This window comes from Paenibacillus sp. FSL H8-0034 (genome assembly GCF_038000305.1).
In the GTDB taxonomy this organism is placed as follows: domain Bacteria; phylum Bacillota; class Bacilli; order Paenibacillales; family NBRC-103111; genus Paenibacillus_S.
Window position 1 is genome coordinate 4,294,893 of the sequence record NZ_JBBOBS010000001.1, and the last position, 14,795, is coordinate 4,309,687.

At 46.3% G+C, this 14,795-nt stretch carries 14 protein-coding genes; 10 read left to right on the forward strand and 4 right to left on the reverse strand.

Annotated features, from left to right (window positions below; translation table 11 throughout):
• Window positions 1–109 precede the first annotated feature (109 nt).
• From NST47_RS19400 to NST47_RS19415, 4 genes are all read left to right on the forward strand, one after another.
• Window positions 110–985 (forward strand): AraC family transcriptional regulator, encoded by an 876-nt coding sequence (locus NST47_RS19400; protein ID WP_341156583.1) that lies wholly within the window; start codon window positions 110–112, stop codon window positions 983–985.
• Between the two features lie 323 nt (window positions 986–1,308).
• A complete protein-coding gene (locus NST47_RS19405) occupies window positions 1,309–2,043 on the forward strand; it encodes a phytanoyl-CoA dioxygenase family protein (protein ID WP_341156584.1) in 735 nt (244 codons plus the stop codon).
• A gap of 95 nt (window positions 2,044–2,138) precedes the next feature.
• Entirely contained in the window at window positions 2,139–3,005 is an 867-nt protein-coding gene (locus tag NST47_RS19410; protein WP_341156585.1) for an AraC family transcriptional regulator, read from the forward strand.
• An 11-nt stretch (window positions 3,006–3,016) separates the two neighbouring features.
• Entirely contained in the window at window positions 3,017–3,271 is a 255-nt protein-coding gene (locus NST47_RS19415; protein WP_341156586.1) for a hypothetical protein, read from the forward strand.
• 190 nt (window positions 3,272–3,461) lie between these two features.
• Here the strand turns inward: NST47_RS19415 and NST47_RS19420 are convergent, their stop codons facing one another.
• On the reverse strand, window positions 3,462–4,661 hold the full coding sequence (locus tag NST47_RS19420; RefSeq protein WP_341156587.1) for a XylR family transcriptional regulator: 1,200 nt from the start codon (window positions 4,659–4,661) through the stop codon (window positions 3,462–3,464).
• A gap of 160 nt (window positions 4,662–4,821) precedes the next feature.
• Between NST47_RS19420 and NST47_RS19425 the strand changes: the two genes are divergently transcribed.
• From NST47_RS19425 to NST47_RS19435, 3 genes are read left to right on the forward strand one after another with little or no spacing between them, the layout of a single operon-like run.
• Entirely contained in the window at window positions 4,822–5,937 is a 1,116-nt protein-coding gene (locus NST47_RS19425) for a Gfo/Idh/MocA family protein (protein WP_341156588.1), read from the forward strand.
• 26 nt (window positions 5,938–5,963) lie between these two features.
• Window positions 5,964–6,818 carry a DUF6807 domain-containing protein gene (locus NST47_RS19430; RefSeq protein ID WP_341156589.1) on the forward strand — a complete coding sequence of 285 codons (855 nt, stop codon included), beginning with the start codon at window positions 5,964–5,966 and terminating at the stop codon, window positions 6,816–6,818.
• Window positions 6,819–6,822: 4 nt separating this feature from the next.
• Complete coding sequence (locus tag NST47_RS19435) at window positions 6,823–7,806, forward strand: NAD(P)-dependent oxidoreductase (RefSeq protein WP_341156590.1); 984 nt, start codon at window positions 6,823–6,825, stop codon at window positions 7,804–7,806.
• A gap of 120 nt (window positions 7,807–7,926) precedes the next feature.
• Here the strand turns inward: NST47_RS19435 and NST47_RS19440 are convergent, their stop codons facing one another.
• Entirely contained in the window at window positions 7,927–8,430 is a 504-nt protein-coding gene (locus NST47_RS19440; protein ID WP_341156591.1) for an RrF2 family transcriptional regulator, read from the reverse strand.
• 414 nt (window positions 8,431–8,844) lie between these two features.
• Here NST47_RS19440 and NST47_RS19445 point away from each other — a divergent pair, with 414 nt between their 5' ends.
• The gene (locus tag NST47_RS19445; protein WP_341156592.1) at window positions 8,845–9,306 is read left to right on the forward strand and encodes a carboxymuconolactone decarboxylase family protein; all 462 of its coding nucleotides are present in this window, start codon (window positions 8,845–8,847) and stop codon (window positions 9,304–9,306) included.
• Window positions 9,307–9,453: 147 nt separating this feature from the next.
• Here NST47_RS19445 and NST47_RS19450 read toward each other — a convergent pair whose 3' ends face one another.
• Entirely contained in the window at window positions 9,454–10,995 is a 1,542-nt protein-coding gene (locus NST47_RS19450; RefSeq protein ID WP_341156593.1) for a response regulator, read from the reverse strand.
• On the reverse strand, window positions 10,992–12,752 hold the full coding sequence (locus tag NST47_RS19455) for a cache domain-containing sensor histidine kinase (RefSeq protein WP_341156594.1): 1,761 nt from the start codon (window positions 12,750–12,752) through the stop codon (window positions 10,992–10,994). Before NST47_RS19455 ends, NST47_RS19450 begins: the two co-directional genes overlap by 4 nt.
• Window positions 12,753–12,953: 201 nt before the next feature.
• On the opposite strand from NST47_RS19455, the gene NST47_RS19460 reads away from it, so the two are divergent.
• Window positions 12,954–13,862, forward strand: a complete 909-nt coding sequence (locus NST47_RS19460) for an ABC transporter permease (protein ID WP_341156595.1) — start codon at window positions 12,954–12,956, stop codon at window positions 13,860–13,862.
• A gap of 14 nt (window positions 13,863–13,876) precedes the next feature.
• Window positions 13,877–14,749, forward strand: coding sequence for a carbohydrate ABC transporter permease (locus NST47_RS19465; RefSeq protein WP_341156596.1), 873 nt, complete (start codon window positions 13,877–13,879; stop codon window positions 14,747–14,749).
• Window positions 14,750–14,795: the final 46 nt, after the last annotated feature.

Here is a 14,795-nt window from a genome sequence, read left to right on the forward strand (position 1 = left end):
ATAACCTCCATGTTAGTATTATAGTATTTGGTTGTGGTAAGCTATTACTAGCGTATATTTGTTTGGTAAAGTTATCAATCGAAAATAATTGTTGGAGTGGTAATATATTGTGGTTAAGTCCTTGGGGTTTCGATATGTTAAAGAAGATGATCGACATCTGATGCGTATTATCTCGATTGGTATGGAAAGCTCCCATGATGAAGGTTATTCATGGGAGGGAAGCAAACGGGAGGGAGGCGGATTTATTTTTCAGTTCACATTATCCGGAGAAGGACGGCTTCGTGTAGGTACTCAGGTGCTCAGCATACCTGCCGGGCAGGCCTTCCTTGTAAAGGTGCCAAGCGATCATTGCTATTATTACGAATCAGCAGCGGCTATTCCGTGGGAATTCATATGGCTGCGCTTCGACGGACCAGGCGTGGAGGAATTGTGCTTCAGCATCATGAACAGAACCGGGCCGGTACTGTCATTGCAGCGCAGTGCAGGTCCTATAATGCTGTTAGAGAGGCTTTACGAAGATTTGCTTCAAGAGCGGTTGGCTGAGGACAAATATTTAATCTCGCTGAGAATGTACGAATGGATGATGTCACTGCTTCGTGTCTCCGTTCAAGGCGTGGATGAGAATGGCCATATCCCCGATACCTTCCGTAAAGCGGTGGGTTATATGGATCAACATTACGCGGAATCGATTCAACTCAGTGAAGTAGCGGCCTTCGCAGGATTGTCCAAGCATCACCTGTGCCGAATGTTTCCCAAATATTATGGCTTTACCCCTATCCATTATCTGCGTCGCAAGCGGATTCAGGAATCACTTAAACTGTTAAGAGACACAGGGCTGCCTGCCCAGGAGATTGCTTTAAGAACCGGGTTCGATAATCTCGGTTATTTCGGTAAGGTTTTTCGCGCCTTAATGGGGATGACACCGACCGAATTCAGAGGGAAGCGGAATGATTTAAATGTGGATTCAATCAAGCTGTTAGGTTAAAGGATGTTACATCGGCAAAGAGATCGTAAACGTAGTACCCTCACCTAAAGCTGACTCCACCTGAATGGATCCTTTCATACTTCCATTAAATAATGCCCTTCCAGAGTTTTAAATTCACACTAATCTTCGATTTATATTGTACATGCCGATTTGCCCTTTCAGCAAACTATGAAATGACAATATCGTGATTTAGGCCCGGAGCAGCTTCATGGTTAAGATAGTACAATAAACGGTTGATTACAGTCATTGAGCAAATCCTATCTTTTCTCCATAATCAGAAGTAAGAAATGAACAAAATCATAATTACTAAGGAGGACAAAACAATGTTAAAGACAAAAATCGACAAGGAGCATTATGAACGGGAAGGTTATGTTATTTTGGAAAATCTGTTTACAGAAGAGGAAATGCTGGATTTAACACGACATATCGATATACTGGATGAGGAACATGCTGCTCAGGTACGTGAGTTAGGTCAGCAGGGTATCAGTATTCCGAATCAGATCAATTTCACCTCGCATTTGTCCCAGAAAAATCCGTATATCGAAAAATTTATCGGTCAAGAACGAATGGTCGAGGTTGCAACTACCTTGATCGGTCCGGATATCAGATTGTATCATGATCAATCCGTCTATAAGACACCGGAGGCAGATCGCGACTTCCCTTGGCATCAGGATAACGGTTATGCACCGATTGAGCCTGAGCATTATTTGACTTGCTGGCTGGCATTGGAGGATGCCACATTGGAAAATGGCTGCATTTGGATTCACCCGCGCTCGCATTTGCAAGGGCTTGTTGAGCATAAACAAACAGGTATCGGCTGGCAATGTTATTTTGGCGGGGAGCCAGGGCTGGCTGTTCCTGTGAAAAGAGGCTCTATGATCGCATTTCATTCTCTGTTATTTCACCGCAGCACGCCAAACAGAAGTCAATCCACACGTAAATCGTACATTATGCAGTATTCTGTTGACGGCGCAATCGATCCACGAACTGGCATAGAGTACACAAAAGGCCCGACAGTCGCATTGGACGGCAAACGGGTTTACCAGGCGAAGGTTTAATCATTTATAAATCATCCAAAAGGCTTTGCATCGGAAGCTAAGATGGGTTACGATGTTTCCGGAAAGGATCTATTCCGGAGAGGTTGGGTGGAGTCATGAGCAGCAGCCAAGGCTATACTTCGAGCACCGTGCAAACGGATATGCAGCTATCATTATTTGTCGCTGAGCAAGCTTCCTATGTGAAATTAAATATCGAGGACAAGGTTTACCCGCATTGGATCGTCAGTTATGTGCTGGAGGGTACTGTGGAAACGGTTACAGAAGGAGTTTCCAGTCAGCTCGGTGCTGGGTGTGTGATGATCCATCCGCCTCACGTTCCTTTCAGCGAACGGTCTCATACAAGTGGTGTCCACCTGTGGGTTGCTTTTCAGGCTGAATACACTTCGGGTTTGGACTTGTTCCGGCTGTATCCGGTTCCTCTCGTCTTTCGTCTCCAGTCATCCGAGTTATACTGTGAAACGTTTCAAAAGCTGTTGGTCGTCTGGGGGAATGGCAGCTTACCTTTCCGGGACCTGCTTGTTACCGCATATGTGTATGAGCTGCTCAGCGAGCTTCTGAAGCAGTGGGACCTGGCCAACCGACCGTTGAGAGAAAAAGAAGCGCGAACGGAGCAGGATCGGTTTACTGTAGTTATTCGTTATATGATGGAAAAGTACGCACAGAAGTTGTCCCGTGAGCAACTGGCTGTACTGGTGCACCTGCATCCGGTTTATTTTGACCGGATTTTTCTGGAGACTTATCAAGTAACCCCGATGCAGATGCTGAGGGACATCCGGCTTCGCCAGTCAAAAAAGCTGCTGGAATGCACAACCGGAACGATGCAGTCGATCGCAATGGCATGCGGTTTTGGGGATGCGCCTTATTTTAATCGGATCTTCCGTAAGATGTGTGGACAGACACCGGGGGAGTACCGCGAGCAGATGCGGCTGGCACGTGAGCATTACATGAACAAAAGAGTGTGAGGATGATGCAAATGGGTAAGCGTGTGACCGGACATGTGTTATTTTGTGTTAACAATTTTGGTAAACACACGGATACGAAAGCTTGGATCCTCCAATACAGGGATTTCGGCTGGAACGTGGAAGTCGGCGGCTGTATGGGACTCTGTAGGGAATGCCGCTCGGGTCCAATGTGTATGGAAAATGAATCTTGGGAGCCAAAGAAGCTGGGAGAGTTTGTATCGCAGTCAGCGGAAGCGATGCCAAAATCAGGTTATAACACTTCATAATAAGAAGTCGGGAGTAGGACCGGGATGCTCGTAAACCGCCGACTGCTCATGCGCAATATTTTATACACTTAACATCATCGTGTTACTTGATACAAAACCCAAAATCGGTCGGGACTCAGATTGACGAGCTCGGCCCTTTTTTACATTCCAGTCCTTTTCATCTTGCTCATGTATCAGCCTAACGCGCTTGTCAAAGGGTTATGCCCTTATGATGCTCCCTGAAAGCCCCGGGGGACATGCCGGAGAATTTCTTGAAGGCCACGCCCATGTATTCTGGATGCTTATAACCGAGATGTTCCGCTATGACAGGCAGTGTCCAGTCGGTTTCTGATAAAAGCCGCATCAGGAGCTTCATCCTTACCTGGATGATTTCCTCATGGGGAGTCCGATCAAGCGCATTCATAAACCTGTGGTCGAGCGATCGGCGGGAGAGTGGAATATGACGCAGTACATCCTCGACCTTCAAATCCTCATACGCATGCTCACGGATGAACTGGATAGCACTCGATACGTAAGGGTCCTCAACGGCAATAACATCGGTCGACATTCGGGTTATCACCTGTACAGGCTCTATGAAATAGGTCTGAGGGGCGATTGTTTCTCCGGACATCATCCTATCCAACAAGGAAGCTGCCAAATAACCGCTTTTTACCGTATCCGGCTGTATGCTGGATAAAGGAGGGGATGAAAGGTTACAGAGCAAATCGTCATTATCTACGCCAATGATGGCAACCTGCTCGGGTACGGTAACGCCAGCGAGTCGGCATGCTTCCAGAAGCGACTGGGCTGTGATATCATAACAAGCCATAATGCCAATGGGCTTGGGCAGCTGTTGGAGCCACTCCGCCATCAACAGCCGTTCATCCATCACTGTGGATTTGGACTGATGCTGAAAGGTATGGACGGTGTATCCTTTTTTTTGCTGCAAATAATGCTCGAAATGCTTGCCACGCTCAACAGACCAGCGAAATCCGGGGTCTCCGCAATAAGCGTAATGCTTCAAGCCCCGACTTGATAGATGCTCGGCAGCCCAGATCGCAATGGTCTCATTATGGGTCTCAACACATGGCAAATATTCGAGCAGTCGGGAAGCGCTCAAATCAACAGTAGGCACATTTAACATTCGAATGTATTCCGCAATCTCCTTATTTTCAATACGGGCTAATATACCGTCACCTTTCCAATTATTCAACCAGGATAGATCTGTTCCAAGTCGGCTGTGTTCTCCTAAATATATGGACCAAGGTCGATGTGTACGGATATAAGATTTGATGCCGGCAAGCAGCCCGCGTGCGTATTCATTTGAAGTTTCGATGAGCAGAGCGACATGCTTTTGCGGCTTCTCAATTGCTGCCTCCCTACGTATGTGTACAGATGTGAAATTACTCATACTACAACCTCCAGTCATAACCTACTTTCTTTATATATAAGCCTTTAATTTCAATAAGTCAAATGTAAAAAATCTAAGGAAGTGTACAAAAAAACTCATCGACCGGCTGATCGGAATTAGACTAATATAAGGTTAGTAATTGAAGGTTGGGAGGATATCCATGGATAAAAAAGTAAGAATCGCCATAGCAGGTCTAGGCTTTGGTGCTGAATTTATTCCTATCTATCAGCAGCATCCAGATGCACAGCTGGTGGCCGTGTGCCAGAGATCGGAGGAGAAGCTGAAGCAGGTTGCTGATCATTTTGGCATATCGAAGCGATACAATAATTATGAAGCTATGCTGAAGGATCCCGATATCGATGCCATACATATCAATACACCTATTCCCGATCATGCTGAGCAGAGCATAGCCGCCCTTCGTGCCGGCAAGCATGTGGCTTGTACAGTTCCAATGGCAACCTCCATCGAGGACTGCCATCGAATCGTGGAAGCCCAGCAGCAGTCGGGGAAGTATTATATGATGATGGAAACAGCGGTTTATACAAGAGAGTTTTTTTATGCCAAAGAACTGCTCGATACAGGTAAGCTTGGAAGGATACAATTTCTGCGGGGAGCCCATCAACAGGATATGACCGGGTGGCCGGGATATTGGGAGGGACTGCCTCCCATGTATTATGCGACCCATGCCGTAAGCCCGCTGCTGGCGCTTGCCAATCGTGATGCGGACACGGTCAGCTGCCTGGGATCGGGAAGGATTGATGAGCAGCTAGCGGCTAAATACGGCTCGCCGTTTGCTGTTGAATCCGCCTTGTTTCAGCTGCGTGATTCGGAGCTGGCAATGGAAGTAACACGTTCGCTATTCAATACCTCCAGAGAGTATATCGAAAGCTTTGATGTATATGGAGAACGAATGAGCTTCGAATGGCAGCAGTTGGAACACGAGATACCGGTTGTCTTTAACGGAGAGGTGGGCCAAAGGGTGAAGATACCTGATTATGGGAGTCGGTTGCCAGAGGAGATTCGCAGTTTCACTACCAAAGGTATTTATGACGACACCGGGAATCAGCATCTTTCCTTCACCCAGGGCAGTGGACACGGAGGCTCCCATCCGCATTTGGCGCATGAGTTTGTACGGAGTATCCTTGAGAACCGGGCACCCTTTCCCGATGTGTTCACTTCGGCGAATTGGACCAGTGCCGGTCTATGCGCTCATGAATCGGCTATGAAACAGGGAGTTCAGGTAAAGCTTCCGAATTTTAGAAAGTCAGGTATCTAATATGAGAAACAGGAGTGGTAAGCACATTGTCAACCGCTATTAAACCATTTTTGTATGTGGAGAATCACCCTGATAGCTTGCTGATCTACCGGAAGGGTCAATCGGAGCCAATTCTCGTTCAAAATGCGCTAAGTCATTCAAGGCCCTATATTCATCCTATAGTGGCTCCGGATGGCGCAGGTGTACTCACGGAGAATGAGCCTACTCATCATCCATGGCAGCATGGGCTTTATGTGGGACTCAATGCTGTGAACGGTATCGGATTTTGGAGCGAAGGTCTTGGAGGCAGCAAGGAGCTGGACGGAACCTTTCATCCTCGTCCTCTGGAGTCCGCGCAGGTCACGGAAAATCGGGCATCATGGAACGTTCGTGCCGAGTGGCGGGACCCACGAGGAGAGCCGATGCTGCAAGAACAGCAGAATTGGTCCTTAACAGATTTGGGTGATCGGTACGAGCTGGATCTGAGCTGGCAGCTCATAGCAGATATAGATCTCACCTTCGGGCAGCATGCCTATGGAGGCTTGTTTATTCGTATGCCTTACCGTCAAGAGAGGGGTGGGGAGGTGTGCAACAGCGAGGGGAATCGCAATTTGGAAGCAGAGGCAAAGCGGGCTCGCTGGGTCGCCGTGAGCATGCCAATAGAAGGACGGGATAATTCAGCTGGTGTTGCCATCCTGGACCATAGCTCCAATCCCGAGCATCCGGTTCCGTGGCGGGTGGATAGAGAGCTGGGGATTAGTCCGAGCTGCTGCATCGCAGGTGAATGGAAGCTGTCCAAGGGAGAGAGCACCTCATTTAAGCATCGCATTGTCGTGTTTGGTGGTGAAGCTCAACCAGCGTTAATTGAAGAATCATGGAATTTATTCTGCGGGAGGGTATAATAAAATGAGCAACATCCTATTGGTACACCCGGATTTTGAGCAGGTGTGGCCTTATACAGCAGACCGTTTGCATCAGCTGCTGCAACGGCTTGGAGAGGTCCAGTTAATACGGCTCCCACAAGAATCGACAGCACTGCTCTCGGAAGTGATCCCACATCCTGAAGACGTTACACGACTGGTTTCACTAGCCGTTCCTGTCACGACAGGGTGTATGGACAAATTCACTAACCTGCAGGAAACCTTCATTAGTACTAGACCTTATGCGAGCGATAGACCGCAGGAGGTCATTGATTTGCTCAAGGAAAGAGGCGTCCGTGTCTATAATCAACCATCCGAGGGTTACTGGGGACAGTCTGTTTCGGAGTTTGGCTTGGCGTTGACGTTATGTGCATTAAGGCGGATTCCGCAGACCCATCACGAAATGATTACAAGCCAGCAGCCTTGGTGTCATCCGCTCGAACAGTTTGGCGACGACCCACGATTCGTCAACGGCACAGTGGCAGGCAAACGGGTCCGGATCGTCGGAGCGGGCAATATCGCGAGTCGCTATGCCAGCTTTGTCAGTATGCTGGGCGCCGATGTCGCGGCCTGGGATCCTTTCGCTCCAGAGCCTGCCTTTCACCGTGCAGGAAGCAGGAAAGAATGGTACTTGGAGAGACTTGTACAGGATGCGGACATTTTTGTTCCCATGGTTCCATTAACCGAAAGCACGAAAGGATTGATTACCGCAGAGCATATCGGCATGCTGCCCAAGGGCTGTATCGTAGTATTGGCGACGCGTGCAGAAATTTGCGATATGCAGGAGCTAAGAAGAAGAGTTCTTGCTGACGAAATAAGTCTTGCCGCCGACGTGTTTGATGTAGAGCCGTTATCTTTGGATGACCCTTTGCTCGGCAGGCACAATGTCGTTCATACGCCTCATAATGCGGGGAGAACGAAGGAAGCCAACTATAAGTGGGCAGAGATGCTGGCAGAACAGTTTAAGTAAAAAGTATCCCAATCTGAGCAAGAGTACGTTCGAATGGTGCTTCGTTAGAAAAAAGCTTGGACTATCGATTAAGATAGCTCAAGCTTTTTTTGTCTTCTTGGAAAAGCATTAATATCACCATTAAACATGGTTGCTATTGGCAAAATACTCACGAGTATCTTTGCGCGATTGAGGGGTTAATACGCGATCAAGCTCTTCATTCAACCAAGTGAGTGACTTGTTGCGCAGGACATTGCGCATACTCTCTTCAGCTTCGAGCATAGCTAAGTTAATCACACAGGGAGAAGCTAGAGTGCATGCTGCATAGTCCTCATCACGGCATAGATAGCTATTATTTTTGATATTTTTACATTGAAAAATGGGGGTAGCACCTTCTACAGCTTCAACGACATCCCAAAAAGAAATATCCGAAGGAGACTTGGCTAATTTATAGCCTCCTTTGACACCAGGGACAGAGCTAACGATACCTGCTTTTGTTAATTTACTAAAAATTTTTGAAAGGTAGGTCTCGGGAACACCTTGAAAAGCGGAAAGCTCTTTAATGCCAATGGTAGAATCGGGAGGAGTATCAATTAAATATATCAAGCAATGCAGTCCATATTCTACGCCAATACTATACTGCATCCAAACACCTGCTCTCTAGATATAAAAGTTGTTATAAATCATCTTAGGTGGATTTAAAGTCCTTGTCAAATATGGGTATGGGCATTTTCAGCTAATGAACTCATAAGTTTTTTGGTTGACAGCCATAAATTAAAGAGTTATATTGTGGTCAAGATAAATCGTCGATTAGTATTGTCGACGTTATGCTTATAGAGACAAGATCAAATTTATTATTCAAGGAGGAGATTGCTAGGAAGGTCAGATTAAACCATATCCATGCAAGCCCAAGTGCTTTGCAGGCAATGATGAAGCTGAAAGGTTTTATTAAGACAAGTGGGTTAGATGCAGTATAACAGGGATACTCTGTTGGAAAAGCTTGAAATTTGCGATCAAATTACTGGCAGAATAACAAAAAATTAAGGAGTGTAATGACATATGGAAATGAGACTGGATTATATCAAGGTGGAACCCGAAGCTTTACAAACACTTTTAAAATTGGAAGGGTATGTGAAGAAGAGTGGTATTGACCACAAACTGTTGGAGCTGATTAAAATTCGTGCCTCGCAAATTAATGGCTGTGCCTATTGCCTTGATATGCATACGAAAGATGCGCGTACAATGGGGGAGACGGAGCAGCGCTTGTATATGCTTAATGCATGGCGGGAAGCTCCGTTCTATACGGAAGCGGAGCGGGCCGCAATAGCATTAACGGAAGCTGTGACCCGAATTTCGGATGCTGGTGTGCCACAGGAATTGTATGAGCAGGTCCGCAAACATTTTGACGAGGGCCAATTTGTCAAATTAATTATGGCGATTAACGCGATCAATAGTTGGAATCGAATAGCGATTTCAACGGGTATGGTACCTGGAGAATATCAGCCGGCTGCACGTAAATAACAGATTTTGAAGGCTAAGTCCCCGTATATCGCCTATGTACGGGGATTGACTTTTGTCAAAGACCTGCAATAGCTCTGGTCCCTATTGCTCTATAGACCAATGTTCACCTTTGTAAGATGAGACGAAGTAAGGATTAACTATCTCCCATTAAGGGATATAATCACTAAACCCATTGAGCCTCTGGTTTTGACGAAATTCACTGGGGGATACCTGAAAATATTTTTTGAAGATGCTGGCAAAATAGGTTGAATCCTCGAAGCCTACGGCTTGGGCGATCTCGATCATTTTCATATCCGTATTTCGAAGCAGCACCTGCGCTCTTTCCAGCTTCAGTTTATTGACGTAGCTGGTAAAGGTTTCGCCTTTTTCTTTTTTAAACCATGTACTGAAATAGCTAGGATTCAAGTGGACATGCTCGGCAACCTGAGAGATGGAGCAATTTTCCAAATAATGCTCTTGTATAAAGTGCAAAGCCCTTTGAAATATCGTTTTGTTGCTGTTGGCGCTGTCCCTCCATTCATTCAATCGATCAAGGAATTCCGTACAATGCCCGTGCAGCCAGCTCTGCACCTGTCCTACAGCCTGAAGCTGCTGTACCTGCTCAAGTATTGAGTTCACAGAGTAGGTATGTGATGAAGCAGGGAACAATATTTCTGCAGTTTCTTGCAGCGCCATCACATGATGGATTGCAATTATTTTAATCTCGGATAAAGGATGATTCTGTAAGGATAAGCAGCATTCGCTCAAATAGTCCGCCAGGGAATCGGCTTCGCCGGACACAATCAGGGACATCATTTTCTTTCTGTAGCTTTCTGCTTGTTGAATGGGAGCAGAGTAGGGCTGGTTCAAAAGTCGGGAAGCATGACCAATTAAAGGGCCATACACCGCATAAGCTGATAGCAGGGCTGGAATATCAGTGCAGTTTCCTAAAGGGAAAACATGAAGTTGGACACTCAAATATGCATGTACCGTGTTGATCATGGTGGTCTTCCAAACGGATAGGTCTGTGTCGTGAGAAGTGGACAATACGAATTGATCAATGGTTAATACCATGAGTTCCCAGGGAAGGGATGTTTTCTCGATCAGCTCCTGCACAATGTTCAGAATTCCATATTGGATGAGATACACATCCTCTTCACGGTAGTTTCTGTCGGCAGGGAAATAATCTTCGACAGAAATAAGCCATAAATGACGGTTGTTGAAAGTCTTGAGCATTTGTGAGGCCGACTGCTCGTTTAATTGTAATCGGAGCAGGACGGATCTTAAAGTATTTTCCTTGGCAGTTATTAGGGCATGCCGGTTTTTTCTTTTTTCCTCCAGCCTGTCATAGGCCGATAGCAGGATGCGGGAGATGTCTTCATCCGAGCAAGGCTTCAGCAGGAAATCCAGTGCTCCATAACGCAGCGCAGATCGTGCATATGAGAAATCCTGAAAGCCGGTTATGATAACAAACATCGTATCTATTCGATTTGAAAACATCCATTCGGCCAATTCGATTCCATTCCTGACAGGCATATGAATGTCCATTAAGACAAGATCTGGCTGAAGCGCTTTAATTTTCTCCATACCCTCCTCACCATTTTCGGCTTCTCCTATCACTTCCCACCCAATGGATTCCTGTTCAATAAACATACGTAACCCCTCACGAAAATTCGGCTGGTCTTCAACGATCAGTAGGGTTCCTTTCATTCCTGTACCTCCTTTTTTATCGGTAAAAGGTAGCTGGCTGTCGTTCCTGCACCTTCCACGCTTAACAATTGCAGACCAAAGGGCGATCCGTATACCAATTCGATTCTGCGTTTAACATTCTGAATACCCAGGTGCTCACGATGATTGTCGCGGTCAGGCTGCTGCAGCTTATGAAGCAATGGTGAGGGGATCCCTTTGCCATTATCGGTAATATCAATACACAGTACATTTTCCTGCTCATAAGCATGAATCGTCAGACGCTTCTTGTCTACATTCGTTCTGAGCGTGAATGCATGTACAAATATATTTTCGATCGTTGGCTGCAGAATCAGCCGCTGAATTTCATTAGGCAATACAAGAGGGTCAATGTCCATCAACAGCTCCAGATCGGGATGAAACAGCTCCATCTGAATATTGATGTAATTATGGATTTGCTCCAGCTCTTCCTTCAGTGTAGTTGCCTGCTCGATGGGCTTTAAGGAATAACGGAGAATTGTCGACAGCGATTTGATAATTGCGGCAGTGTCACGAACATTTTGTACATACAGCTTCCAGTAAATTTCATTGAAAATGTTGTAAAGAAAATGAGGGTTCAGCTGAGCCTGAAGCGCTCTCAATTCAGCTTCCTTTTCGCGCAATTGCTTTACATAAACCTCGTTTATCAGTGTATTGATGTGGTCAATCATATCATTAAAGGATTCTCCGAGAAAAGCAAGCTCGTCTCGGGTTCTTACGACAATACGAGTCTTTAACTGGCCTGTACGGATTTTCCTCATGCTGATCACCAATTCATTTAACGGATGCAGCAGCCGGGCGCTCACAATGGACAGCAGCAAGCCGGTTAAGACAATACTGATCAGGCCTGAGAAAGCAATCATTTTGAAAATGTCAGCGTTTTTCTTTTCTATTTCCTTCAGTGACAGCCCGCTGATCAGTTTGAAATGCACTGAAGCCGATTCCTTGCGCACAAACAGGTATTTCCCTTGCCCGGTCATGGTGATGGCGGAGATATCATCGGTGAACTGGAGGGGAATTGCGGACGGATCAGGAGTATTTTGTTCGGTGAATAGCAGCCGATTTTTGCGATCCAGCAGGTAAACCTGACCAGTGGCCCCTTCAAGCTCCCGGGTCACCTCGTAAAAGAACGATTCATCCAAAACCAGAATCAGTGTGCCATAGGTCTCCTGCCAGGTGCTTTTCATTTGTCGGGCGGCCACGATCATGCTGCGGACCCCTTCAGGATCAGCGGAGCTTGCCAATTTCAATCTGAGCCAGACCAGCGCACCATTAGAGCCCTCAAGCTGCTGCTCGATATGTTGGCGTGCGGAAGGTTCAAGCATCGCAATAGCTCCATTGTTGGCGTTGTAATAATTGTCTCCGTTGAGATTGTAAATAAACATAGCCCGCAGATAGGGTGCGTCGAGTCTAGCCTGGGATACCAGATCATACATCTGCTGCAGCTCCGAGTAGGGAGGAACCTCTCTGGCAGCCGTGGAGCTGGTGAGGATCGCTGTGACCGAAGGCTGGAACACGATGGACTGGGTAATCCGCTCGACCTCCTGAATTTTCAGACTCAGTCTCTCCATGGTCTGTTCATTGGTTTTGAAGAACTGGCTTTTGATTTCATTTTGAAACAGCGCCTGGTTGGAATAGTAGATCATGGCTCCTGTAAGCAGGGAGGTGACAATAATGATCAGGGAGAAGCTGACAATCAGCTTCACAACGAGACTGCGGGTCAATGAAAAGGTAGTGGGCACGATAGAACCTCCTTGAATAAAAGCGACGGCTGCCAGTGATTATAAATAACCTTTGTCCGGGGAAATGCTGCATCAACCTAAAAAAAGTAAAGATTCATCCAATTTAAATTAAAGAAAGCGGTTTGTAAAGCGGGTACAATCTAGAAGTCAGGTGAATAAAGACTATTTTATAATCAACGGAAGGAAAGGAGTCAACAGAGAATGAACGCAGTCAAACGAATGCCCCGAATCAAGAAAAACATGCCGCTGTACATCATGTTCATTCCGGTAATTGCATATTACCTGATCTTCAGGTATTTGCCTATGGGGGGATTAATAATCGCATTTAAGGATTACAACTTTTTTGACGGCATCCTGCATAGCCCGTGGGTGGGACTGCAAAATTTCAGGATGCTGTTTAGCAATGATAAAACCCTGCACATTATCTGGAATACGTTTTGGCTCAGTTTTTTGAATCTGGGTGTTGGGTTCCCGGTTCCGATCATTTTGGCTTTGATGCTCAATGACCTGAAGCAGATGTGGTACAAGAAAGCGATCCAGACGATTGTCTATTTACCGCATTTTTTTTCATGGGTCATCGTGGGGGGGATGATTGTGACGATTTTTTCCTTGGAGTCCAGTGCCCTCAATCGCTGGGTTGCCGAGCAATTTGGAGCACCTTATCCCTTTTTGTACCAGCCTGTATCCTGGGTGACGATATTCGTTGGTTCAGGTGTATGGAAGGAAATGGGCTTCAGCACGATCATTTATTTGGCTGCACTGTCTTCCATCGACCCTGCTCTCTATGAGGCCGCAGGCATGGACGGAGCCAGCAAGTGGAAACAAACGTGGCATGTGACTTTACCGGGAATCAGCGGCACGATTATTTTACTGCTGATCCTCTCGATGGGGAGAATCCTGGAGGTAGGCTTTGATCAGGTTTACAATTTGCGCAATGCGATGGTCTCACAGATTTCCGAAGTGATAAGTACTTATATTTTTTCATTAGGTATTCAAGGTGGGCAGTTCAGTCTCACAGCGGCATTGGGATTTTTTGAATCGGTTGTTGCTTTCGTCTTTATTCTCAGTGCCAATCTCTTGGCCAAAAAATTCGACAGACAATTATTTTGAGGTGAATCATAACGATGAGTGAATCTTCAGGTGACAAAATATTACGTATGTTCAATATCCTGCTGTTGTTTGTAATCGCGATGACTTGTCTGGCTCCGGTTCTGAATGTGCTGTCCATCTCGCTCAGCGGCAAGCTGGCAGTCGAGTCCGGGAAGGTTCTGCTGTGGCCGATTGATTGGAATCTGCAGAGCTACTCATTGTTGTTTAATGGGACACGTATTGCCCGGGCCCTTTGGAATGGGATTGAGATGACGGTGGGCGGTGTGGTGTTTTCAATGGTTTTTACGATCTGTGCTGCCTATCCGCTGTCCAAAAGCTATTTCTTTGGCAGAAGAACCTATACGCTTCTGATTATCTTTACGATGGTGTTCAGTGGAGGTTTGATTCCCACCTATCTGACGCTTAAATCCCTTGGCCTGATTAACACGTATGCAGCAATCTGGCTGCCAGGCTTGATCAGTACCTATAACATGCTGATCATGCGCAGCTATTTCGAAAGCATTTCCATGGAAATCGAGGACGCGGCGCGCATTGACGGCTGCAACGAGTGGAGGCTGCTGCAGAAAATTATTCTTCCGTTGTCCATGCCGGTTATCGCCACACTTATCCTGTTTTACGGGGTCCATTATTGGAATTCTTTTATGAGTGTGCTCATTTATATCAGCTCGACGGACAAGTACACGATTACCGTATTGGTGCAGCAAATGATTCAAAGCCAATCGCTGTTGACGGAAACGGTGCAAAATGATATGCAAACAGGAGATATTGTTCCTCAGGGCATCCTATCGGCCGGAATCATTGTGCTGATCCTCCCGATGGTGGCGGTTTATCCGTTTCTGCAAAAATATTTTGTGAAAGGCGTCATGCTGGGGTCGGTAAAAGGTTGATTCGAAAAGCTGATAATGACTTGAAGGAGGTGGTGCAATCGCACCG